Here is a 24,346-nt window from a genome sequence, read left to right on the forward strand (position 1 = left end):
CTTCTAATTAAAGCACATAAACTAAGCAAAAAGTTGTAAATCTATATAGCAATTGGTTATTAATAAAGATCCTAACTGAATAAGTTATCTGCAATTATCAATTTCTATGCGTCTGAGAAAAAAACGCTGCTAAAGCAACAAAAGTACATTTTTTGATTGACTCAGCTACAACAAATGGGTTAAACGTATGGGTAAGCACATAAGAGATTTTTAAGAAGACCCTATGTTTAGTTGCCAGCACGTAGTAATGACCACCACGATTATTATTACCGACATTACCAATGTTGGGGCGGGCTGGTAGACGGAAGAAATTCAAAAACAAGGCCTGTATCCCCAAGATACGGGCCTTTTTTTTACCTGTTTTGAGTATTTCGGGAGGAAAGGATGCGAGTACTAAAATTTGGAGGTTCATCATTAGCTGATGCAGACCGCTTTTTAAGAGCAGCGGACATCATCGCTAATAATGCCCAGCAAGAAGATTTGGCAGTGGTGCTATCGGCACCGGGTAAAACGACAAACAAACTTGTCGCCGTTATTGAAACTGCTCTAAAAAACAATGAAGTTGAGTTGCAGATTTCAGAGCTTGAAACATCATTCAACGAACTATTTTCTAATATCGCTGCTGTACTCCCGAATATTGAGCGCACAGATTTTGACAACCAAGTCAAAACATCGTTATTCCAATTACATCAATTTGTCCACGGTATCCGATTACTCGGAACTTGCCCAGACCACGTGAATGCTCGCATTATCTCAAAAGGTGAGCGAATCTCGATTCAACTTATGAAAGCTGTACTGCAAGCTAAGGGTCAAGCTGCGGATCTTATTGATCCAGTTAAGTACCTTTTTGCTCAAGGTGATCATTTAGAAGCGATGGTGGATGTGGAAGTATCAACACAAAACTTCCAAGCTAACCCATTGGCTGAAGGTGTCGTGCATATTATGCCAGGCTTTACTGCTGGCAACGCTAAGGGTGAATTGGTTACGCTTGGTCGTAACGGTTCTGACTATTCTGCGGCGGTATTAGCGGCGTGCTTGCGTGCTGATTGTTGTGAAATTTGGACGGATGTTGATGGGGTTTACAACTGTGACCCTCGCCTGGTTGATGATGCTCGCCTTCTCAAGTCACTGAGCTATCAAGAAGCGATGGAGCTTTCTTATTTTGGTGCTTCGGTTCTACACCCAAAAACAATTGCCCCTATCGCTCAGTTCCATATTCCATGCCTCATCAAAAACTCATTTAACCCACAAGGGGCTGGTACCTTGATTGGTCAAGATACTGGTGAAGACAATTTACCAATCAAAGGTATCACGACACTGTCTAACCTTATCATGGTGAACGTATCTGGCCCTGGCATGAAAGGCATGGTGGGGATGGCGAGTCGTGTTTTTGGCGCTATGTCATCAGCGGGTGTGTCCATCGTTCTTATTACTCAGTCATCTTCAGAATACAGCATCAGTTTCTGTATTGAAGAAGAAGACAAGCTCGATGCGGAGCGAGCATTGCGCGAAGCCTTTGAGCTGGAACTTAAAAACGGCTTGCTAGAGCCTGTTGAGTTTATGGATGATGTCGCGATCGTGACACTAGTGGGCGATGGTATGCGCACGTCCCGCGGTGTCGCTTCTCAGTTCTTCTCATCACTGGCAGAAGTTAACGTCAATATTGTCGCTATCGCACAGGGTTCCTCTGAGCGCGCGATCTCAGCGGTAATCCCAGAAGACAAAATATCTGAAGCCATCAAAGCGTGTCATGAAAATCTTTTCAATTCTAAGCACTTCCTAGATGTGTTTGTCGTTGGGGTTGGCGGTGTTGGTGGTGAACTGGTGGACCAGATTCAGCGTCAGCAAGTCAAACTGGCAGAGAAAGGCATCATTATCCGCGTATGCGGTCTGGCAAACAGTAAGGGTGTCTTGCTAGATGGCAAAGGACTTCCTCTCGACCAATGGCGCGATCGTATGGGCGATGTAAGTGAGAAGTTCTCGGTGGCAGGCTTAGCCGCACTGGTTCAGCGTAATCACATTATTAACCCAGTGTTAGTTGATTGTACTTCTAGTGAAGACATTGCCAATCAATATACCGAGTTTTTGGCTGCTGGTTTCCATGTCGTTACGCCAAACAAAAAGGCCAACACTGCGAGCATGTCTTACTACCACCAACTACGTGATGTCGCTCGTAACTCTCGTCGTAAGCTAATGTATGAGACAACTGTAGGGGCAGGTCTGCCAGTTATTGAGAACTTACAGAACCTGATAGCAGCGGGTGATGAGCTAGAAAAATTCAACGGTATTCTATCGGGTTCGTTATCTTTTATTTTCGGTAAGTTAGACGAAGGGTTAACGCTGAGCCAAGCAACTAACGTCGCTAAAGATAAAGGTTTCACTGAGCCAGATCCACGTGATGATCTATCGGGTATGGACGTAGCGCGTAAACTGCTCATCTTAGCTCGTGAAGCGGGTATGGCACTTGAGCTTGAAGATGTCGAAGTTGACCAAGCGTTGCCACCAGGTTTTGATGATTCAGGTTCAGTAGATGAGTTTATGGCTCGTCTGCCTGAAGCGGATGCTTACTTCAGCCAACTGTCAGCGGACGCTGCCAAAGAAGGCAAAGTGCTGCGCTACGTGGGCGAAATCGCAGATGGTAAGTGTCGTGTACGCATTGCTGCTGTGGATGAAAACGACCCTATGTTCAAGATTAAAGATGGTGAGAACGCACTGGCATTTTACAGTCGTTATTATCAGCCAATTCCACTGGTATTACGTGGTTATGGCGCGGGTACAGAAGTGACCGCAGCAGGCGTGTTCTCTGACGTGATGCGTACATTAGGCTGGAAACTAGGAGTGTAAGATGAGTGATAGCGTTGTCGTTTATGCTCCGGCCTCTATTGGTAACGTGAGTGTTGGCTTTGATGTATTGGGTGCGGCAGTCTCTCCGATAGATGGCACTCTACTTGGCGATTGCGTTGAGGTTAAGCTAGGTGATAAACCTTTTGACCTAGCAACGAAAGGCAGCTTTGTTGATAAGCTGCCCGCTAACCCACAAGAGAATATTGTTTACGATTGCTGGAAAGTGTACGCCCGTGAATTAGATAAGAAAGGGCTAGCCCTTAAACCTGTGTTTATGACACTTGAGAAGAACATGCCGATCGGTTCTGGCTTAGGTTCAAGTGCTTGTTCTATCGTTGCGGCGCTAGACGCTTTGAACCAATTTCATGGTAATCCATTAAATGAGACCGAGTTACTGGCTCTAATGGGAGAAATGGAAGGGCAAATTTCTGGTGGCATCCATTACGACAATGTGGCACCTTGCTATTTAGGCGGTGTGCAACTGATGCTGGAAGAACTTGGTATTATTAGCCAAGAAGTGCCTTGTTTTGATGATTGGTATTGGGTGATGGCGTATCCGGGCATTAAAGTGTCGACGGCAGAAGCGCGTGAAATTTTACCTTCTCAATATCGTCGTCAAGACATCATTGCTCATGGTCGTCATCTAGCAGGGTTTATCCATGCATGTCATTCTAATCAGCCTGAATTGGCAGCAAAGATGATCAAAGATGTCATTGCGGAACCATACCGTGCTAAGTTGCTACCTGGCTTTAGTCAAGCGCGTGAATACGCGGCAACAGCGGGGGCTTTGGCAACTGGAATTTCAGGTAGTGGCCCAACGCTGTTCAGCATCTGTAAAGAAAAAGATGTGGCAGAGCGAGTGGCTCGCTGGCTAGAAGAAAATTATGTACAAAATAACGAAGGATTCGTGCACGTTTGTCGTTTAGACAAGCAAGGTTCGAAAGTAACAGGAAGTGAGCTATGAAGCTTTACAACATCAAAGAAAATGACGAGCAAGTCTCGTTTGGCCAAGCTGTCCGTCAAGGCTTAGGTCGCAACCAAGGTCTATTTTTCCCATCTGAACTGCCTAAGTTCGATGACGTAGATGCTTTATTGGCTGAAGATTTTGTGTCACGCAGTGCAAAGATACTCTCTGCGCTAATTGGCGATGAGTTGCCTGCAGAGAAGGTTAGCGAATTAGTGGACAATGCGTTCCAGTTTCCGGCCCCAATCAAGCAAGTAAAAGATGGTGTGTACGCCCTAGAGCTTTTCCACGGTCCAACGCTGGCATTTAAAGATTTTGGAGGCCGTTTTATGGCTCAGTCTTTAGCCGCGATTTCTGATGGTGGCAAAATCACTATTTTGACAGCAACGTCAGGTGATACTGGTGCGGCAGTCGCTCACGCTTTCTATGGTATGGAAGACATCAATGTCGTGATTCTTTACCCGAAAGGTAAAATCAGTCCACTTCAGGAAAAGCTGTTCTGTACGTTAGGCAAAAACATTCACACAGTTGCCATTGATGGTGACTTTGATGCCTGTCAAGCGCTTGTGAAACAGGCATTTGATGATGCGGCATTGCGTGAAGAAATTGGATTAAACTCAGCAAACTCAATCAACATCAGTCGTTTGATGGCGCAAATTTGCTACTACTTCGAAGCGGCGGCTCAACTAAGCAAAGAGCAGCGCGAAAACCTCGTAGTATCGGTACCAAGCGGTAACTTCGGTAACTTAACGGCTGGCCTGCTTGCGAAAGCGCTTGGATTGCCTATTAAGCGCTTTATCGCGGCAACCAATGCGAATGATACTGTCCCACGTTACTTAGAAACAGGCGAGTGGGCTCCAAAACCGACGGTGGCAACAACATCAAATGCGATGGATGTCAGTCAGCCAAACAATTGGCCGCGTATCGAAGAACTCTGCCGCCTTAAAGGTTGGGGGTTGGACACGCTAGGCAAAGGGGCGGTTTCTGATGAGCAAAGTGCGGGGTCGGTTCGTGATCTCAATGCTCTAGGCTACTTATGTGAACCTCATGGTGCGATTGCTTACCGAGTACTTGAAGAGCAGTTGCAACCGGGTGAAACGGGCTTGTTCTTGTGTACAGCACATCCTGCTAAGTTTAAGGAAGTGGTTGATGATATCTTAGGCTCTGACATTGAGCTGCCTGGACCGTTGGCTAAACACGCGGCAATGGATCTGTTATCTGAAGACTTAGCTAATGACTTTGAGGCACTAAAAGCGGTGTTACGTCGAGTCCAATAGCTCTAAATGACACTAATCGCAACGCCTTGAAATTTAAATGTGGCTGAGTAAGCACATTTAGGTTTCGGGCGTTTTTTTGTATCTGTTGTTTGTGGATTACCTAAAACAATAAACACTGCCACCATTAAAGGAGCACAGGATGACCCCTGTTCAAATGCGTGATTATTTCGATAAGCTTGGCATTAAGGATGAGCTCAAGCCTACGGTGGCTGATATGAGATCGCTTCATCGTGCTCAGCATCGGACGTTGCCATTTGAAAACTTTGACGTCTACGTTGGCCAAGGGATTAAACTTGATATTGATGCGATCTTTGAAAAACTGATACGTCATCAGCGTGGCGGCTATTGCTTTGAAGTCAACGGGTTACTGCTTCATGTAATGGCGAGCTTAGGCTTTATCGTTAGGCCACTATTAGCACGAGTACATCTTAGCGGCGAGCCTTCGGGGCGTAGCCATCAGGTGACATTGACTACGATTGATGACCAGCAGTGGATTGTTGATGCAGGGTTTGGTGCGAATACGCCAAGAGCACCTCTGGAGCTGACTTTGCATCGTGAGCAATATATTGACCACCAGTGTTTTCGTTTTATCGAAGATGACCGCTGTGGTTACCTACTTCAAGTAAAGCTGCAAGATTGGGTGAGTCTATACAGCTTGGATATGACCTATGTCTGTCATGGTGATATTGCCTATGGCAATCATTTTACCTCGACCAGCCCTGACACCCACTTTACTAGCAGTTTGATTGCGGCGAGGCCGATTGACGGTGGCATCATTACACTACTCGACAGCACGCTAAAAATCCGAATGGGTAATGAAGAGGCACAAGAAATAGAACTAACTAAAGCAGACTTAGCAGAGAACTTTGAACGCCATTTTGGTATTCAGCTAGAGGCATCACAACTTGGTAGCATCATCGCAAAACTTGGATGGGAATAGCTGACAATGTCACACCGTATGATACTTGAGTAATCGTATGACTTCGGTATGGTTGGCAAAAAACACAACGTAAAAGGTAGAGAATGTTGGAGAAAGCTCGTTGGGGTATCGCAGGTTCAGGGAAAATAGCACGTCGGTTTGCCATCGATTTAACCCAACATTCGCAATGTGGCGAATTGGTTGCGGTGGCAGCACGTGATGAAGAGAGGGCGTCGCATTTTGCCGGCGAGTTTGAGTGCAGTCGCTCTTACGGTTCATACCAAGCATTAGCAGGTGATGACAACGTAGATGTGGTCTATGTTGCGACATTGCATCCCTATCACCGAGACTTGGTCGAGCTATTTCTAAGCGCTGGAAAACATGTACTGGTAGAGAAACCTGCATTTACCAATGTAAAAGATTGGGATGAAATGGCTGCGCTAGCGAAACGACATGGTGTCATTTTAGCGGAAGCCATGAAGTCTGTTGTGTTTCCTGCCTACCGAGAGTTAAAACAGTTTATTGCCAACAACAATATCAAACTATCCTCAGTACAGGCAGCATTTGGTAATTGGCATGAGTACGATGAAAACTACCAGATCTTCAATGCTCAACAAGCCGGTGGCGCGACACTGGATGTGGGAGTGTATGCGCTGTGGTTGTACGCGGATTTATGTACATTGTGTGGCGTAACTATTGGTAAGCCCGACGTAGTTTTTTCTCAAGATAACCCTCAAGCAAAGGTGGATGAAACCGCAGAGTTTCATTTTAAGTCTGGACTTCAAGGTCAGTTGGCGGCCTCAATAACACGCAATTTAGCGCGCAGCGCTGTCATTCAGGGTGAGGACTTTGAAGCGATCATTGCCGAAAAGTGGTGGAACCCTAAATCGATTCAAGTGGTGTATCGAGGTGAGACCACATTGATAGCACCGCAAACTATTGGGACTGGCTTTGAACATGAAATTGAGCATCTGAGTGGGCTGATTTTGCAAGGCGCTAAGACCTCATCAATCCTAAATCATGAAACCAGCCGAGCCGTCATTGAGGTGATGGAGCAAAGTCTGATTGCTGGTGGTTTGGGTTATCTTAGCGAATAATCAGATAACAAATAAAAAGCGCCTTCAATGTGAAGGCGCTTTTTTAGCTCTAAGAGCGGGTAATGGGATAATCAGTTAAGCAGTTTCTACTTTGCCTTGTGGCTTATCTTCATCTGCAAGGTCTGTCTCACCTTTACCTTTCGACTTCTTAATCACGTAGCCAGTGATGGATAGTGAAGCAACAATACCTAGAATTGTTGACAGCTGCATTGGCAGAGCGAAGCCTAGGGTTGCGTTATTCAAGATGAAGGTAATTACAACCGTTGTCATAAAGATGGCTGGAACAGTCGTTACCCAGTGCATCTTATTGTGACGTAGTAGGTAAGCAGAGGCTGTCCATAACATCATTACTGCAGTTGTTTGGTTAGCGAAGCCGAAGTAGCGCCAGATAACACCAAAGTCTACTTGAGTTAAGATGCCACCGATAACGAATAGTGGTAGAGCCATCAGTAGGCGGTTACGTAGTGTTTTCTGTTCCATGTTGAAGTATTCAGCAAGGATTAGACGGCTAGAGCGGAACGCAGTATCACCTGAAGTGATTGGTAGAATAACAACACCTAGGAAAGCAAGCACACCACCAAATACGCCCAATAGGCCAAATGAAGCGCTGTACACTACGTTACCTGGACCACCATTTTTAACTGCTTCAGCTAGCGAGTCGATAGAGCCGAAGAAAGACAGAGCAAGAGCACACCAGATAAGGGCGATAACACCTTCGCCGATCATTGCACCGTAGAAGACGAAACGACCATTCTTTTCGTTTTCCATACAGCGCGCCATCAGTGGAGACTGTGTTGCGTGGAAGCCTGAGATTGCGCCGCAAGCAATAGTGATGAATAGAGCTGGCCATAACGGTAGGTCATTCGGGTTCATGTTGGTGAACATATCGCTGACTTCAAAGCCACCCATAACTTGGTGCTCGCTTGATAGTGCTACTGCTGTGATAAGACCAACAGACATGAAGATGAGCAGTGCGCCAAATAGTGGGTAGAAGCGACCAATAATTTTGTCGACAGGTACGATCGTCGCGATGATGTAATAAGCGAAGATAACCACAACCATGGTTGTCATGCTCATTGACATACCCATTTGGTCATTCACTAGGTTAGTGATCATGCCAGCAGGTGCAGAAACGAATACCACACCAACAAGTAGCAACAAGACGATGGCAAAAATGTTCATAAAGTGTTTGGCGCCATTGCCTAGGTAACGACCGGTAATAGTAGGAACAGAAGCACCACCGTTACGTACGGAAAGCATACCTGAGAAGTAATCATGTACTGCACCAGCAAAGATACAACCAATGACAATCCAAAGCATAGCGGCAGGACCGTATAGCGCACCCATGATTGGGCCGAAGATTGGACCAACACCAGCGATATTTAACAATTGAACCAAGTACACTTTCTTGGTCGACATTGGCACGTAGTCAACACCATCAGCTTTAGTGTGAGCTGGTGTCTGACGTTTTGTATTAATACCAAAGACCTTCTCAATGAAAGCCCCGTAGATAAAGTAGCCGCCGATCAAGGCTGCAACACAAGTTAAAAACCACAACATAACTGTTATCCCTAGTTTGTGATGACATTAAATTCTGGTAACCATTATAAAAATGATGAATTGGCTACACATCGGCTTATTCGGTTAGTGGTGGAATAGATGATTAAGTGGTCAATAACCAACTTAAGTGGTTTTATCGAAGAGTAAGTGGTCGTTTTTCCGAGTTAAGTGGCGGTAGAAAAGCGTGAAGCTCATCACTTAGTCAAGGATTGTGTGGTAAAAAACACTTAAAACTGGCATTGTGACGACAGAGAGAGTTGGATGAAAAGGAATCTCATGAAAGCGTTTTTAGTGGCAGCATCCGCCTTGTTAATATTTGGATGCGCCAAAGGAGTGGATGACCTCGCTAAAGAGGGAAGTTGGGAACAGATTGGCTATCAAGATGGTGTGCGTGGGCAATTGTCTCGCAGTTACTCTGACCTGAATAAACTCGGCGCTGCCGTTCATTCAGAGTACGACTCGGGCTATCAAAGAGGCATTCTAGAGTTCTGTGATGCTGATTTTGCTTATCAAATCGGGCTGTCTGGGCAGTATTACACTGGGGCGTGTGAAGGGTTACCCGATGGACAGCGTTTTAGAATGGAATGGCAACGCGGTTGGAATGACTATTCCCATTAAAAGATGATTTAGGGAGCTAGGGCATGACACCCTAGCTTTTTTTATTCACTTTCTTGGCTCTTGTTTATTACCGCTTTTCTTAGGAAACCGTCTTGTTGATGTAACTGCTGGTGTGCTTGCTGCTTATCTAATCCAGTTAGAATCATGAGAATCGAAAGCTTCACGTCATATTGAGTTTCTTTTAACGTGACCTCTGCCTGTTGCTTGGTGCAATCCGTGGCCTGCATAACAATGCGCGTCGCTCTGGCGACTAACTTTGCATTGGTCGCTTTTACATCCACCATCAGGTTCTCATAGCTTTTACCTAAACGGATCATACTTGCTGTCGTGAGCATGTTGAGAACTAACTTCTGCGCGGTCCCTGATTTCAGTCGAGTGGAACCTGTCAGAGCTTCCGGACCTACCACGGGACTAATGGCTATCTGAGCGATGTTAGCGATATCGGAAGCAGGATTGCATGACAGTGCGACTGTCGTGGTACCTAATTGGTTGGCGTATTCTAATGCGCCAATGACGTAAGGCGTGCGCCCACTAGCGGCGATGCCAACAACCACATCTTGTGAGGTCAGCTTATGGTCAATAAGGTCTTGCTCACCAAGAGCAGGGTTATCTTCAGCGCCTTCTTTGGCTCGGAACATTGCGTCGTTACCGCCAGCGATGATACCGACGACCATATCAGGGTCAGTGCCAAAGGTTGGTGGGCATTCTGATGCATCGAGTACGCCTAACCGACCGCTGGTACCAGCACCCAAATACAATAATCGACCGCCTTGTTTAAAGGCGTTGGTGATGGCGTCTACCGCCAGCGCAATGTCTGGAATGACTTTTTCTACCGCAAGAGGCACTAGGGCATCTTGTTGATTCATTCGGGCTAGAATCTGTTGCGATGACAGTAAATCGATATCCATGGTCTCAGGGTTTCTTCCCTCGGAGACAAGTTGAGAAAGCGCATTGAGAAGTGCGTCGTTAGTCATAGTGGTTCCTGGTCAGCTGAATAGAGTACGCCTAAAGGGACGGCTTTACTGGCGCCAGTTACTGAGGGCAAATTGCTCGGTATCTTGTTGAGGTAGCAATGTGCAAGCCAAGCGAAGGCCATGGATTCCATATAATCTCCACTAATGGCTTCGCTATCGGTTGGTGCCACATTCCAGCCTTTAAGCAGTTCACTCAGGCGTTTCATTATTATTGGGTTATTTGCGCCACCGCCACACACTAAAAGTTTTGGCGCAGTGCCAATGGGATATTTCTCAATGGCATTAGTGATAGTCAGTGCGGTAAATTCGGTCAGTGTTCTGAGCACATCATGCTTGTTCATCGGCGTTGAGATGGCCGCAAGGCATTGTTTCAACCACTGTTCATGATAATGCTCGCGTCCGGTACTTTTCGGTGCTGGACGTTTTAGGTAGTCATCTTTGAGCATTTCGTCTAACAAATGGGTAATCACATTGCCTTGCGCAGCAAGCTGCGCGTCTTTGTCGAAAGGTAGGGAAAAAGCGTGAGAGCACCAATGATCCAAAAGCACATTTCCAGGTCCAGTATCAAAACCAATCACCTCACCGTTGGGCTGCAATATGGAAACATTGGAAATGCCACCAATGTTTAAAATCACCTGTGTTGAGTCACTATCGGCAAACAAGTAACGATGGAATGCGGGCACTAAGGGCGCACCCTGTCCGCCGAGAGCCATATCTTTACGCCGAAAGTCTCCGATCGTATCAATGCTAGTTAGTGTTGCTAGGAGGTTATTGTCACCCAACTGTGTCGTAAAGCGTATTGCGCCATCTGGTTGGTGAAAGACGGTTTGGCCGTGATTGCCGATGGCTGCGATGTCGTGAGCTGTATAGGTGGTTTTGCTAAGCAAGGAGTTGACGGCCTCAGCATAAAGTACCCCTAGCTGGTGGTCGAGCTCACCGATATGTTTGAGGTTGGTTTCTTGACCATGACAGATAGCAAGCACTTGAGTTTTCAGTGATTCAGGGTAGCTAAGGAAATCGCTGGCGAGTAAGTTAATGTCACGGTCTTTTATCGATACCAGTGCAGTATCGACACCATCCAAACTGGTACCTGACATTATGCCTATGTATAGCGCTTCCTTAGTCATCATAAACTTACTCCGTTTTTACCTAGCAATATTGTAAATCAAAAATAATCAGAATAACCTCTGGATACGCCCATTTGATAATAAATTTGCAGAGGAGCAATTATGGGACCGCTATGGCTTGATGTGGAAGGTTATGAATTGAGTGCTGAAGATAAAGAGATTCTTGAGCATCCTACTGTTGGTGGCTTGATTTTGTTTGCTCGCAACTATCATGACTCCGAGCAGCTTATTGAACTGAACCGCCAAATCCGTCAAGCGGCGAAAAAGCCCATTGTTATCGGCGTGGACCAAGAAGGGGGACGTGTACAACGTTTTCGAGATGGATTTACGTTATTGCCGCCAGCTGCTCGATATGCGCAATTGCGTGATGAAGCGCTCGCGCATCAAGCTGGCTGGCTTATGGCAGCAGAATTGATCGCTCACGACATCGATTTGAGCTTCGCGCCTGTTCTTGACCAAGGACACCAATCTAAAGCCATCGGCAATCGTGCTTTTGGTGACAACTTCCCAACTATCGTACAATACAGCACTGCGTTTATGGCAGGCATGAAAGCTGCGGGTATGGCGACCACTGGTAAACACTTCCCTGGCCACGGTGGAGTGACGGCTGACTCTCACTTCGAAACGCCAACTGACAGTCGAGATACCATCTTTGAAGATGATATGCGAATCTTCAAGGCTCATATCAAAGCTGGTGTGTTGGATGCAATGATGCCAGCCCACGTCGTGTTCTCGCATTATGACGACAAGCCTGCCAGTGGTTCGAGCTATTGGTTAAAAGATGTCCTTCGTAATCAGCTAGGCTTTCGAGGCATCGTGTTCTCTGATGATCTTTCTATGGAAGGTGCAGCGATTATGGGAGGCCCCGCTGAGCGTGCTCAACAAGCGTTAGATGCAGGCTGTGATACGCTTCTTATGTGCAATAATCGTAATTCTTCTATTGAAGTACTAGACAGCCTGCCAATTATAAAGGTGAAGCAGGCGAGTCGAATGCTGAGAAAGAAAGAGTTCAATTTAGATGAGCTTAAGAAGAGTGCTCAATGGAAAGCGGCGAATCACAAAATTTTGTCGTCGTTGGAAGGCTAGAAGTCGCTATTAGGATCCCCTTGCCGGTGCAGGGGGATGGCAATGAGGAATGCCTAGCTTCAGCTAATCGAGATAAGCTGTAATGTTTCTGTTAGTGGAAGCCTAACGTCTCTTTTAATGATTTCAAGTAGCGGCGACTCACAGGTATTGGGTGGTCACTCTGAGTAATGATCTCCGCTAACCCATTGTCTAACAGCTTAATCTCTTTAATAGCCTTGACGTTCACCAAAAACTGGCGGTGGCAACGAATCAACGGCGTTTTATCTTCCAGTACTTTCAGCGTTAGTTGCGATGTGGCTTTTTGTTCGGCTGTTTGAACATGTACACCGGAAAGGTCGCTGTAGGCAAACTCAACATCGGTAGTTGGAATGATTACGATACGGTTGTGGCCGACACAAGGGATTTGGTCGAGTGTTTGCGGTGCGAGAGTATCGAACGCTTCCAGCGTTTGTTGCTCACGTTTTTTTAGTCGCTTTACGGTTTTCTCAAGACGGCACGGGTCAACCGGTTTTAGTAAGTAATCGAACGCATTATCTTCAAACGCTTGGATGGCATATTGATCGTAAGCGGTGACGAAGACGACTTTCGGCATAGTATCAGGGTCGAGCATGCCAAGTAGTTCAATACCGGTGACTTGTGGCATCTGAATATCAAGAAAGACCACATCCGGTTTGAGTTGGTTGATTTTCTTGAGACCTTCAATGGCATTGCTTGCCTCACCAATGATGTCAATTTGCTCGGTTTCCTCCAAGAGCTCTATTAGCTCTTCGCGAGCAAATAACTCATCATCAATTACTAAAGCTGTTAACTGTGTCATGACGCAATAGCCGTCCTTTTATCTTTGCGTGTAGAAGGCGAGGGGATGATAAAGCTCATTCGCGTAAAGTGGTCCTTTTCCACTTCAATTTTTAGCGCTCCGTCACGACCAAATTGATTTGTTAGGCGTTTACCGACAATTTGCATACCTAGCCCTTCATGTCCCTCCTTGGGCGCAATAAAGGTGCCGGCATTATCCTCGACGACTATTTCGCTCCCTAATTGAGTGGTGTGACTATAGATTCGAATAACCCCACCTTCAATTAAATTGGAAATACCATGCTTAATCGCGTTTTCAACTAGCGGTTGTAAAGTGAAACTCGGTACTTCTTGTTCTAACAGCTCTGGAGCAATATCAATATCAACTTCCAAACGGTCGGTAAAACGTGCTTTTTCGATAGTGAGGTAAGCGTTAACGTGGGCCAATTCCTCTTTCAAGGTGACTGTTTCGATATTCTGTTTCAGGTTGCTACGGAAAAACTGCGAAAGATGCTGTATAAGACTGCGCGCTTTATCTGGATCTCGTCTAGTTATAGCGCTAATGGTGTTCAACGCATTAAACAGAAAATGTGGGTTAACTTGTGCGTGAAGAAGTTTGATTTCCGCCTGTTTGAGTAAGGTCTGTTTGTTTATGTAGTCACCGTGAAGGATCTGGCTAGAGAGCAGCTGAGCAATCCCTTCAGCCATGGACATATTAATGGTTGAGAACAGCTTACGCTTGGGCTCGTATAGCTTGATGGTACCAATTACTTCATCACCAGTACGCAGCGGAATAATAAGCGCGGAGCCCAATTTGCAGTCTTCAGAGATTGAGCACTGGTAAGGATTCTCTTTGCCATCAAGGTAAATGATCTCGTTGTTGTTCATCGAATCGAGCGTACTTTGAGAGGAGATAGGTCGATTAAGGTGATGGTGGTCAGCGCCTATGCCAACAAAAGCCAGTATCTTGTCGTGATCGGTAATGGCGACCGCACCAACATTGGTTTCTTCGTAGATAATTCGTGCAATCTTGCTGGCGTTATTAGAGTTAAAACCATGGACTAAAATGCCCACGGAGCGTTCGGCAATGTTTAATGCGCGACGAGAGAAAGTCGCCGAGTATTCTTCGAAAATGGTCTTACGGTCTTGAAGAATACTCATAAATAGCGCGGCACCGACAGAGTTGGCGATGATCATCGGAGCGGCAATGTCAGAAACCAGTGAATAAGCTTGATCAAAAGGTTTAGCTACAATGAGGATGATCAGCATCTGAACCAGTTCCGCCACAAAGGTGATGTAGAACACCACAAGAGGATTAAATAGCTCTTCTTTTTTGTCCTTTCGGAGAAAATACAGATGCATTAAGCCACCGATAACGCCTTCTGCCGTAGTGGAAATCGCACAGGCCAAATCGGTAAATCCTCCCAAGGTGTAGCGGTGTAAACCACCGGTTAATCCAACGGCAAACCCTACGATGGGACCGCCGAACAGCCCTCCCATCACCGCACCAATCGCTCGAGTATTGGCGATAGCATCGTTGATTTGTAATCCGAAGTAGGTGCCCAAAATACAAAACGATGAAAACAGAACATAAATACTGAGTTTATGACTTAAACGATTGGAGACACTAAACAGTGGAATAAAAAGAGGAGTTTTGCTTAGCATATAAGCGAGCATTAGATACACGCACATCTGCTGCAAAAGGGAGATGATTAAGTCCATATATTACAACCAACAACGAAGTTGTATTTTATTGTATACGCAACTGACCAATCGTGGCAGTTTGTTATCACCGAACTGTTATCAAGAACTGAAGCACTAGTGATATTTAATGTAAACTATATTTTACGGTTAATGTTTTTTAAAGTTTACGCTTGCATGTGTTTTTTATCTAGGTATATTACCAATTAAAGCTTAGCCGGACGGTTTTAATTATAAAGTTCGGTGTAAAATAATATTTACGGGTGAGGCCATGAAGAAGAGTGAACTAAGTAATATTAATATCAGTGACGAACAGGTACTGATTACACCAGAACAACTAAAAGAAAAATTACCGCTGAGTGAAAAAGCAAGAAAGTTCATTCAAGATTCCCGTGAGACTATCGCCAACATTATTCATAAGAAAGATCATCGTCTACTCGTCGTATGTGGGCCTTGCTCTATTCATGATGTCGAAGCGGCGAAAGAGTACGCAAAGCGTTTGAAAGCGTTGTCGGAGCAACTTAGCGACCAGCTATACATTGTTATGCGTGTCTACTTTGAAAAGCCGCGTACAACGGTAGGCTGGAAAGGCTTGATCAATGACCCTCAACTGGATGGCACCTTCGATATTGAGCACGGACTGCATGTAGGGCGTGAGCTCCTGGTGGAGCTTGCAGAAATGGATATTCCATTAGCGACAGAAGCACTTGATCCGATCAGTCCACAATACTTGGCGGACACCTTCTCATGGGCGGCAATTGGTGCACGAACGACTGAGTCACAAACTCACCGCGAAATGGCCAGCGGTCTTTCGATGCCAATAGGCTTTAAAAATGGTACCGATGGCAGTTTGGCAACAGCAATTAATGCGATGCAAGCAGCTTCTTCAAGTCACCGCTTTATGGGGATAAACCGTGAAGGTCAAGTTGCCTTATTAACGACTCAAGGTAACGAAAACGGCCATGTTATCTTACGTGGTGGTAAGCAAACCAATTATGACTCAGTATCGGTCACCGAATGTGAGCAAGAGCTAGCGAAGTCTAATCTTGATGCGTCATTGATGGTGGATTGTAGTCATGCTAACTCTCGTAAGGATTACCGTCGTCAACCACTAGTGGCTGAAGATGTCATTCACCAAATCCGTGAAGGAAACAAATCTATTATTGGTCTAATGATTGAGAGTCATATCAACGAAGGAAACCAAAGTTCGGATATTCCTCTCGAGCAAATGAAATATGGGGTGTCGATCACCGACGCGTGTATCAATTGGGATACAACTGAGGCACTATTACGTCATGCTCATAAAGAGCTTGTCCCATTCTTGGAAAATCGTATTAAGGAATAATCACGTCCATGGCTGCTGAATTGAACGCACTGCGCGACCAAATTGATGAAGTCGATAAGCAAATGCTCGAGCTTCTTGCGAAGCGTCTATCCCTAGTAGAACAAGTTGGTGAAGTGAAAAGCCGTCATGGTTTGCCTATCTATGCTCCTGATAGAGAAGCCGCTATGCTAGCATCTCGTCGTGAAGAGGCGAAGAAGAAGGGCATACCACCACAACTGATTGAAGACATCCTGCGCCGTACGATGCGCGAGTCTTACGCGAGTGAAAAAGACTCAGGATTCAAATGTTTAAATCCAGAGTTACGTTCAGTGGTGATCGTTGGTGGTAACGGTCAACTCGGTGGCCTATTTGGTAGAATGTTCAAACTGTCTGGCTACGAAGTTAAAGTACTAGGCAGCCAAGATTGGGATCGTGCAAATGAGATTCTCGATAACGCCGGTCTGGTTGTTGTCACTGTACCGATTCACCTCACCGAGGGTGTGATTGAGAAGCTAAATGCGTTACCGCAAGATTGTATTCTTTGTGATTTAACATCGATCAAATCTAAACCTTTGAACTCAATGCTTGATGTTCACAATGGACCCGTTGTTGGTCTTCACCCGATGTTTGGTCCTGATGTACCAAGCCTTGCGAAACAGGTGATTGTTTACTGTGATGGCCGAGGTGAGAGCGAATACCAGTGGCTGCTGGAGCAGTTCAAGATTTGGGGCGCAAGTTTGTGTCAGATTTCTTCAGAGCAGCACGATAAAGGCATGACGCTTATCCAAGCGCTTCGTCACTTTACCTCGTTTGCTTACGGTCGCCACTTAAGTCAGCAGAACCCTGATTTAGATACGTTAGTTAAACTCAGTTCACCTATCTACCGACTCGAGTTGGCGATGGTGGGTCGATTGTTTGCTCAAGACCCAAGCTTATACGGCGACATTATTATGTCTTCAGAAGAGAACATTGAGATGATCAAGTGCTTCCATAGACAGTTTGGAGAAGCATTAACACTGCTTGATAGCAAAGATAAAGATAAGTTCATCTCTGAGTTTAATGAAGTTAGCGAGTGGTTTGGTGATTATTCGCAGCAGTTTATGTCTGAGAGTCAGAACCTACTTAAGCAGGCTAATGATGCCATTCATCGCGGTTAAACGCGGGCGATGAAAGAACCAATTAAAAAACGCAGCGAAGTCGCTGCGTTTTTTTAGTTTGTCTGTTCACTGGTTTCGCTGGTGGTGTCTTCGGTAACGGCAGTTTTAATCGAAGAATCCACATAAGGTGCATTGGTTAGGTTTATTTGTAGCTTAACCACGCTACCGACAAGATCAATCAGCGGTGCCCATTGCACTTTCTTTTCTTTCTCGAACACGTAATCGAAATTCTCAGGGCTCCAATCGATGAAGTACTGAGGGTTAAGAGTGCGTCCTAAAAAGCGTACTTCATAGTGCAGGTGTGGTCCGGTTGAATTACCGCTATTACCACACGTAGCGATGACGTCCCCTTTACTGACGAACTGTCCACTCTTAGCTTTAAACTTATGCAAGTGAGCGTAAGAGCTCATAAAACCAAATGAATGGCGCACCGTCATATAGTTACCATAACCTTGACGGCTTGGTCTTACTGTCTCAATAACACCATCGGCTGGCGCTAAGATCTGTTCACCTGTTTTGCAGGTTAGGTCGATACCAGTGTGCAACTGACGTTTACCAGAGATAGGGTTAGTACGTCGTCCGTAAGACGAGGAAACGCGCTGATAAGTAACCGGGCTGTCATTGGGAATTAAGCGCAGCATAGTGGCACGCACTGCAGAGTCAATGGCGGCTGCATCAATACGCTCCGCTAATGGCATTTCCGTATCGTAGAGCTCTTCATCGGTAAGACCAAGAACCGTTTCCACGTCATTAACTCGTTTGCTCAGGAGTTGGAGCTCATCACGTTTCTCTTCAAGTTCTTGAGAAAGATCGTGAGTGACATTAACTTGTTCTTCCAGTTTAGCTTCAAGTAGCGCTTTTTCTTGCTGTAGATCCGTCAGAGACACTTCAGTGGATGACAGCTGTGTTTGAGATTGGTTATAGGAATAACCGACTAAGCCCAAGGCAACAGGAAAGGCTGCAGCGAAGAGGATAGCAGTGTAAGTACGCTTTCTTCCTAAGCGCAGAGTTCGCTTCTTTCCTTGTTCATTCGGTATTACTACCTTGATTCTATTCGGCATAGTGATTATCGCTACACCACATTTGTCTATGAAATGTGGTAATTTTTCAGTTAATTTCGTTATTTTGTGGGTGAAAATCACAAAAAAGAGGGCGCTATTATTAGCGCCCTCTTGAAAAAAAACAAGTTTATCTCAAATTCAAACGGTTATTTTGAGATGCGTTTGTATTTGATACGATGTGGTTCAGCCGCTTCTGGGCCTAAGGTCTTCTTCAGCCAATCCATGTACTCAGTGTAGTTGCCTTCGTAGAAGTTAACTTGACCTTCATCGCGATAGTCGATGATGTGAGTAGCGATACGGTCTAGGAACCAACGGTCGTGCGAGATCACCATGGCACAGCCTGGGAACTCTAATAGTGCTTCTTCAAGTGCACGTAGAGTTTCAACGTCTAGGTCGTTGGTAGGTTCATCGAGTAGCAACATGTTGCCGCCCGCTTTAAGAAGCTTAGCTAGGTGAACACGGTTGCGCTCACCACCGGAAAGTTCACCGATGATCTTCTGTTGGTCGCTACCTTTGAAGTTAAAGCGTGAGCAGTACGCGCGCGCAGGAATTTCAAAGCTGTTGATCTTAATGATGTCAGCGCCTTCAGAGATCTCTTGGAAAACCGTATTGCTGTCGTTCATTGAATCACGGAACTGTTCTACAGAAGCCAGTTTAACGGTGTCACCAAGTTCAATCGTACCGGCATCTGGTTGCTCTGTGCCACTTAGCATTTTGAATAACGTCGATTTACCCGCACCGTTAGCACCGATGATACCTACGATAGCGCCTTTTGGAATGCTGAAAGAAAGGTCATCAATCAGTACACGGCCATCGAATGACTTAGTCAGGTTGTTTACTTCTAGAACTTTATCACCTAGACGCTCGCCTGGTGGAATGAATAGCTCGTTGGTTTCGTTACGTTTTTGATGATCGCCACTTTGTAGCTCTTCAAAACGTGCCATACGTGCTTTTGACTTCGCCTGACGACCTTTAGGGTTTTGACGAACCCACTCCAGTTCTTTCTCAATAGTTTTCTGACGAGCTTTCTCTTGCGACGCTTCTTGTTGTAGACGTGCGTCTTTTTGCTCTAGCCATGAAGTGTAGTTACCTTCCCATGGAATACCTTCACCACGGTCAAGTTCAAGAATCCAACCTGCTGCGTTATCAAGGAAGTAACGGTCGTGGGTAATAGCAACAACAGTGCCATTGTAGTCCACTAGGAAACGTTCAAGCCAAGCAACAGATTCGGCATCTAGGTGGTTGGTTGGTTCGTCAAGAAGCAGCATGTCTGGCTTCTCAAGCAGTAAACGACAGATAGCGACACGGCGACGTTCACCACCGGATAGGTGTTGAATCTTTGCATCCCACTCAGGTAGACGAAGAGCGTCAGCAGCACGTTCTAGGGCGTTCTCTAGGTTATGACCATCTTTCGCTTGGATAAGAGCTTCTAACTCGCCTTGCTCTTTAGCCAGTACGTCGAAGTCTGCATCTGGTTCTGCGTAAGCCGCATACACTTCGTCTAGGCGCTTCATCGCACCAGCAACATCGGAGACTGCTTCTTCAACGATTTCACGAACCGTTTTTGATTCATCAAGAACAGGTTCTTGCGGCAAGTAACCTACATTTAGACCAGGTTGCGGACGCGCTTCACCATCGATATCAGTATCAATACCCGCCATGATACGTAGAAGGGTAGATTTACCAGCACCATTTAGGCCTAGAACACCGATTTTTGCACCTGGGAAGAAGCTAAGAGAGATATCTTTAAGGATTTGTCGCTTTGGTGGCACTACTTTGCTCACGCGCGACATGGTATAGACGTATTCAGCCATTGCCGATCGTTCCTATTTTTGAAGTCAATAAAGTTGTTATTTTACACTACGCAGTCAGAACGTTTCAATTTTCGTTGTGCGATCTTAAGCCTCAATATCATTCTAAATGCACGGTTTCACCAAGAGTCAGGGAATTCTCAACAATGGAAACAAATTCTTAATGATAAACCCATTGGCAAGATGGAGTAATTGGTCTTAAATTGAAGATTGACCATGTATTCAAATGAAGCTGACAAGGCTCAATAAAAAACGACAACAATAAGTTCACTGGTCATTCTTCACAGCATCTAAGGAAATCGGTACATGCTTTTATACGGATGGTATAAGCAACGACTGCTAGCAGTTACTTCGGTCATCATAGCCTCTCTGGTATGGCCTGCATTCGCAGCAGAAACACAACTAGAACAACAACGCTCAGATTATGATAGGGCGCAAAAGCTCATTGATAAAAAAGACATCAGCGGTTATCAAAAACTTCGGCCTAAAATTGAAGACTACGCATTGACTCCTTATGTCGATTATCGAGTGTTTTCTTTGCAGCTTGCAGATAAGTCGATTGAGGACGTCAAGGCGTTTATTGAGCAGCATAAGGGTTTCCCTTTCTCCTCTCGTATTCGCGCACCGTACTTGGACCAATTGGCCCGTCAAAACAAATGGCAAGACATTCTGACGTTTCAAACCACTTACCCAAATGGAGAACGATATCAATGCCACTATCACTATGCTCAGCTTAAAACCGGGAATAAACAGGGGGCTTACAAAGGCGCTGAAAACTTATGGTTGAGTGGAAATAGTGTTGATAGTGCTTGTGATAAGTTATTTAAGGAGTGGGATAAGTCAGGAGCGCTGACTGACCAACTGATTGTCGAGAGAATGCTCCTTGCTTTTGAGAAGCGTAATGGATCATTGATTAACTATCTAAATAAGAAGTTGGCAACGTCGCCAGGGAAACAGCAGGGCAAGCAAATTAAAGACCTGTTCAAATCACCTAATAAGGTGGCGTCTTTTGCTGATAGTAATTTCCCACAACCGTATAAAAATCAGCTAACTGAGCTGTCACTGAGAAAGTTAGCTCGTAGTGATAAAGACAAAGCAAGAACAGCGCTAACTAAACTAAGTAAAAATGCCTCGTTAGATGATGAGTTGCAACAGTCGATGCAAGACTATGTTGCGATGCGTTATATCACGACGGATTCCGAAACTGAAGCTAACTGGCGCGATAAAGTGCTTAGTCAATCAAGCAATGATGGTTACTTGGAACGTAGAGCGCGTCTTGCGGTGCAACAAGCCGATTGGAAAGGCTTGAACCGTTGGATCAATAAAATGTCGCCAGAGAAACAAGAAACCAGTCGTTGGCAATATTGGTTGGCACGTTCTGAGTTGGCAACAGGTAACAAAGAACAAGGAAAACAACGCCTAGAGGGGATTGTAGGCCAACGTAACTTTTACAGCGCCGCAGCCGCGACATACCTAGAGCACTCTATTGTTTATCCTATTTCCACGACAGTTTTAGATCCCAAAGTCGTAGCGCCGTATCAAGCTAGCTTAGACCGAATCGAAGAGTTGATTGAGCGAGACAAAATAGCCGCAGCTAAATCAGAGTGGCGTTTCTTATTGTCGAGCATAACTGTAGATGAGAAGCAGATGTTAGCGGCTTATGCTGGTAAGAAACGTTGGCATCACTTCACCGTAGTGGCGACAATTTCTGCCAAAATGTGGGACAACATGTCATTGCGCTTCCCAACGGCTCATCGCTGGTGGTTTGATTTCTACAGTGACAAGCTCGACCTTGATAGCGTGTTGCTTATGTCGCTCGCACGTCAAGAAAGTGCGATGGATGTGGAAGCACGCTCCCCTGTCGGTGCTCGCGGCGTGATGCAGATTATGCCAGCTACAGCAAAGTACACTGCGAAAAAGCATAAGATACGTTACGGCAACACTAGCGACTTGTATCAGGTAGGTAAGAATATTGAGATAGGCTCGCACTACCTTAACGAGTTGCTTGGTAACTACGACGATAACCGTATTTATGCATTAGCCGCCTACAATGCGGGGCCTAACCGCGTAAAACGCTGGCGTGAAGCTTCTGATGGCAAGTTAGATGCCATCGCCTTTATTGAAGCGATACCTTTTAGAGAGACACGTGGTTACGTTCAAAATATTCTAATGTTCCAAGTCTACTATCGAGATTTACTCGGTGTTCAGGGAAGTTTCCTTACTGAAGCGGAAGCGAAAAAGCGTTACTAGTGGAGATGGGCTACCAATTCATGTGGGCTTGGAGGTAGAATGGGTAACTGGATGTTTCTGATGGAATATTAAATGGAACCACACTATCAAGACTGGCAACAGGTACTCGACCTTATTCAGCGTTCGCAAAGCAGTGAGCAGCAAGCAATGCTGATGACGATGTTGCTAACACCAGATGAACGTGAAGCAGTGACGGCGCGGGTGAACATTCTCTGTGAATTGTTAAAGGGAGACATGTCACAACGCCAAATTAGTCAGATGTTAGGCGTAGGTGTGGCGACCATTACTCGTGGCTCTGCGGAAGTAAAGCGCTTGGCCGACAAAGATAAGAACGCGCTCAGTGATTTATTGCTTAAGTAAGCGAAACCTACAGGGTTCGCTTACCTTGTCAGAGAAGACGTCTTTAGAAGTGTTCAGGATTGGTAAATGGGATCAACGCCAGTATTAATGCTTGGTGATACACAGAACTGCGTGTGAGCTGATGCTGGGTTAGTAAACCAATTGCCCCGCCTTTTTGTTTGATATTATCGGTACCAAAGGTCTTATCCATCACATCGCCTAGTTCAACGCTTGGCGATAGCTGGTCTACGACAGCGGGTGGAAGCATTAGACTCGCGCTTCTTGATTCGCCGGTCTGTGTCTCTGTTTCAATAATCATCCATGCAAACGTGGAATGCCCATCTAAACCAGCTTCAATCCCAACATAGAAATCACCGTCTTTGACGGTTTTCTTGGCATTGTGAACACGCGTTTTAGCACCAAGATGAGTTTCATCATTGCTCATAGGTTGCTCGGCCACGCCACTTGGCACGTTTACCCCTTCAAAAGTGAACGTTTGGTTAGGAAAAGCGGATTCAAAGGCGCTTTTTACGGCATTGATTTTGGCTGGATTAAGTGACGCGATAACCACTTTGTTCATTCTTACTTATCCATGTCTATACGTTTGGGCTTAATTCTAACGTAAATTTGCCTTAGATTTGTCATTTAATAACGGTGTGCTTTTTATCATTAGTGTGAGTGCTAAATGCCTCCATTAGGAATAATTAGAATTTATATGGTACGATATTCTGTATTTGATGGTGATGTTGTACGCATAAGAGATAATAGAAATGAGATTAAAAAAAGTAGTGGTTGCCTTAGGGCTTATTTCTCTTGTTGGCTGCCAAGCGACGCAGCGACAAAACGCGACAACAGGAGAGTATGAGACAAACTCAGCAACCAAAGGCGCTGTGATTGGCGCAATTGCTGGCACAGCTGTTGGTATTGCTTCAGGTGGTGATAGTCGTGGGATTCTTATTGGTGCGGCGAGTGGCGCAGCGTTGGGTGGTGGTGTCGGATATTATTTCGACCAACAAGAAAAAGCGCTCAGACAAGAGTTGTTAAATTCAGGTGTGCAAGTTGAGCGTGTTGGTGACAATCAACTTTTATTACGTTTAGAAAACGGTATTGGTTTTGACAGTAGCTCTCACGCTCTTAACAGCAGTATTCACAACACACTGAGAGGTGTAGCGCGTATTTTGGTTGAGTATCCTGATACCAGTTTAGTTATCGAAGGCTATACCGATAGCACGGGTAGTGCGCAATACAACCAAGAGCTATCAGAAAAGCGCGCTGAGCAAGTACGTTCGTTCTTGATTAGCCAGAATGTAGCGGCAGGTCGTGCGGTAGCCCGTGGTAATGGTGAGCGATTCCCAATTTGCAGTAACTCTACACCAGAGGGGCGTCAATGTAATCGTCGAGTGGAGATTAAGATTCTGCCGCTCAAGTAGCTTTGAAGACAG

Annotated in this window: 20 protein-coding genes and 1 other annotated feature; of the genes, 12 read left to right on the plus strand and 8 right to left on the minus strand. The window is 45.4% G+C overall.

All coding sequences use genetic code 11. The annotated features are described in order from the left end of the window. The first annotated feature begins 239 nt into the window (after window positions 1–239). Window positions 240–355 (plus strand) — a sequence feature (Thr leader region). Between the two features lie 29 nt (window positions 356–384). From thrA to AWH66_RS00820, 5 genes are all read left to right on the plus strand, one after another. Next, window positions 385–2,844 carry a bifunctional aspartate kinase/homoserine dehydrogenase I gene (gene thrA, locus AWH66_RS00800; RefSeq protein ID WP_063606570.1) on the plus strand — a complete coding sequence of 820 codons (2,460 nt, stop codon included), beginning with the start codon at window positions 385–387 and terminating at the stop codon, window positions 2,842–2,844. Window position 2,845: 1 nt separating this feature from the next. Beyond that, window positions 2,846–3,808 carry a homoserine kinase gene (thrB, locus tag AWH66_RS00805; RefSeq protein WP_062459838.1) on the plus strand — a complete coding sequence of 321 codons (963 nt, stop codon included), beginning with the start codon at window positions 2,846–2,848 and terminating at the stop codon, window positions 3,806–3,808. After that, window positions 3,805–5,085, plus strand: a complete 1,281-nt coding sequence (gene thrC, locus AWH66_RS00810) for a threonine synthase (protein ID WP_063606569.1) — start codon at window positions 3,805–3,807, stop codon at window positions 5,083–5,085. The genes thrB and thrC overlap by 4 nt, the downstream gene beginning before the upstream one ends. A 139-nt stretch (window positions 5,086–5,224) precedes the next feature. Further along, window positions 5,225–6,025: an arylamine N-acetyltransferase family protein gene (locus AWH66_RS00815; protein ID WP_063606568.1), complete on the plus strand. Its 801-nt coding sequence runs from the start codon at window positions 5,225–5,227 to the stop codon at window positions 6,023–6,025. 83 nt (window positions 6,026–6,108) lie between these two features. Further along, on the plus strand, window positions 6,109–7,101 hold the full coding sequence (locus tag AWH66_RS00820; protein WP_063606567.1) for a Gfo/Idh/MocA family protein: 993 nt from the start codon (window positions 6,109–6,111) through the stop codon (window positions 7,099–7,101). A 75-nt stretch (window positions 7,102–7,176) separates the two neighbouring features. On the opposite strand, the gene AWH66_RS00825 is transcribed toward AWH66_RS00820, so the two are convergent. Further along, a complete protein-coding gene (locus tag AWH66_RS00825; RefSeq protein ID WP_063606566.1) occupies window positions 7,177–8,661 on the minus strand; it encodes a carbon starvation CstA family protein in 1,485 nt (494 codons plus the stop codon). Window positions 8,662–8,937: 276 nt separating this feature from the next. On the opposite strand from AWH66_RS00825, the gene AWH66_RS00830 reads away from it, so the two are divergent. Continuing rightward, window positions 8,938–9,279, plus strand: a complete 342-nt coding sequence (locus AWH66_RS00830; protein WP_031493145.1) for a DUF2799 domain-containing protein — start codon at window positions 8,938–8,940, stop codon at window positions 9,277–9,279. Window positions 9,280–9,320: 41 nt separating this feature from the next. Here AWH66_RS00830 and murQ read toward each other — a convergent pair whose 3' ends face one another. Both murQ and AWH66_RS00840 read right to left on the minus strand, forming a co-directional pair. Beyond that, window positions 9,321–10,253 (minus strand): N-acetylmuramic acid 6-phosphate etherase, encoded by a 933-nt coding sequence (gene murQ / locus AWH66_RS00835; RefSeq protein WP_063606565.1) that lies wholly within the window; start codon window positions 10,251–10,253, stop codon window positions 9,321–9,323. Further along, the gene (locus AWH66_RS00840) at window positions 10,250–11,380 is read right to left on the minus strand and encodes an anhydro-N-acetylmuramic acid kinase (protein ID WP_063606660.1); all 1,131 of its coding nucleotides are present in this window, start codon (window positions 11,378–11,380) and stop codon (window positions 10,250–10,252) included. The genes murQ and AWH66_RS00840 overlap by 4 nt, the downstream gene beginning before the upstream one ends. 102 nt (window positions 11,381–11,482) lie before the next feature. Here AWH66_RS00840 and nagZ point away from each other — a divergent pair, with 102 nt between their 5' ends. Then, entirely contained in the window at window positions 11,483–12,466 is a 984-nt protein-coding gene (gene nagZ / locus AWH66_RS00845) for a beta-N-acetylhexosaminidase (protein WP_063606564.1), read from the plus strand. Between the two features lie 91 nt (window positions 12,467–12,557). Here the strand turns inward: nagZ and btsR are convergent, their stop codons facing one another. After that, on the minus strand, window positions 12,558–13,283 hold the full coding sequence (gene btsR, locus AWH66_RS00850; protein ID WP_063606563.1) for a two-component system response regulator BtsR: 726 nt from the start codon (window positions 13,281–13,283) through the stop codon (window positions 12,558–12,560). Beyond that, window positions 13,280–14,983 carry a sensor histidine kinase gene (locus tag AWH66_RS00855; protein WP_063606562.1) on the minus strand — a complete coding sequence of 568 codons (1,704 nt, stop codon included), beginning with the start codon at window positions 14,981–14,983 and terminating at the stop codon, window positions 13,280–13,282. The genes btsR and AWH66_RS00855 overlap by 4 nt, the downstream gene beginning before the upstream one ends. A 250-nt stretch (window positions 14,984–15,233) precedes the next feature. Here AWH66_RS00855 and AWH66_RS00860 point away from each other — a divergent pair, with 250 nt between their 5' ends. Both AWH66_RS00860 and tyrA read left to right on the plus strand, forming a co-directional pair. After that, entirely contained in the window at window positions 15,234–16,307 is a 1,074-nt protein-coding gene (locus AWH66_RS00860) for a 3-deoxy-7-phosphoheptulonate synthase (protein WP_063606561.1), read from the plus strand. A gap of 8 nt (window positions 16,308–16,315) precedes the next feature. Continuing rightward, the gene (gene tyrA, locus AWH66_RS00865; RefSeq protein WP_063606560.1) at window positions 16,316–17,443 is read left to right on the plus strand and encodes a bifunctional chorismate mutase/prephenate dehydrogenase; all 1,128 of its coding nucleotides are present in this window, start codon (window positions 16,316–16,318) and stop codon (window positions 17,441–17,443) included. Window positions 17,444–17,496: 53 nt separating this feature from the next. On the opposite strand, the gene AWH66_RS00870 is transcribed toward tyrA, so the two are convergent. Together AWH66_RS00870 and ettA are read right to left on the minus strand one after the other, a co-directional pair. Continuing rightward, window positions 17,497–18,504 (minus strand): M23 family metallopeptidase, encoded by a 1,008-nt coding sequence (locus AWH66_RS00870; RefSeq protein WP_063606559.1) that lies wholly within the window; start codon window positions 18,502–18,504, stop codon window positions 17,497–17,499. A 146-nt stretch (window positions 18,505–18,650) separates the two neighbouring features. Further along, on the minus strand, window positions 18,651–20,318 hold the full coding sequence (gene ettA / locus AWH66_RS00875) for an energy-dependent translational throttle protein EttA (RefSeq protein WP_063606558.1): 1,668 nt from the start codon (window positions 20,316–20,318) through the stop codon (window positions 18,651–18,653). A 303-nt stretch (window positions 20,319–20,621) separates the two neighbouring features. Between ettA and sltY the strand changes: the two genes are divergently transcribed. Together sltY and trpR are read left to right on the plus strand one after the other, a co-directional pair. Next, the gene (sltY, locus tag AWH66_RS00880) at window positions 20,622–22,565 is read left to right on the plus strand and encodes a murein transglycosylase (protein WP_063606557.1); all 1,944 of its coding nucleotides are present in this window, start codon (window positions 20,622–20,624) and stop codon (window positions 22,563–22,565) included. A 72-nt stretch (window positions 22,566–22,637) separates the two neighbouring features. After that, entirely contained in the window at window positions 22,638–22,925 is a 288-nt protein-coding gene (gene trpR, locus AWH66_RS00885; protein WP_006072922.1) for a trp operon repressor, read from the plus strand. A 43-nt stretch (window positions 22,926–22,968) separates the two neighbouring features. Here the strand turns inward: trpR and yjjX are convergent, their stop codons facing one another. Beyond that, the gene (gene yjjX, locus AWH66_RS00890; RefSeq protein WP_063606556.1) at window positions 22,969–23,484 is read right to left on the minus strand and encodes an inosine/xanthosine triphosphatase; all 516 of its coding nucleotides are present in this window, start codon (window positions 23,482–23,484) and stop codon (window positions 22,969–22,971) included. Window positions 23,485–23,674: 190 nt separating this feature from the next. Here yjjX and AWH66_RS00895 point away from each other — a divergent pair, with 190 nt between their 5' ends. Beyond that, entirely contained in the window at window positions 23,675–24,334 is a 660-nt protein-coding gene (locus AWH66_RS00895) for a YiaD family glycine zipper/OmpA-like lipoprotein (protein ID WP_038223932.1), read from the plus strand. The last annotated feature ends 12 nt before the right edge of the window (window positions 24,335–24,346 follow it).

It is taken from the genome of Vibrio barjaei, assembly GCF_001639065.2.
GTDB classification, from domain to species: domain Bacteria; phylum Pseudomonadota; class Gammaproteobacteria; order Enterobacterales; family Vibrionaceae; genus Vibrio; species Vibrio barjaei.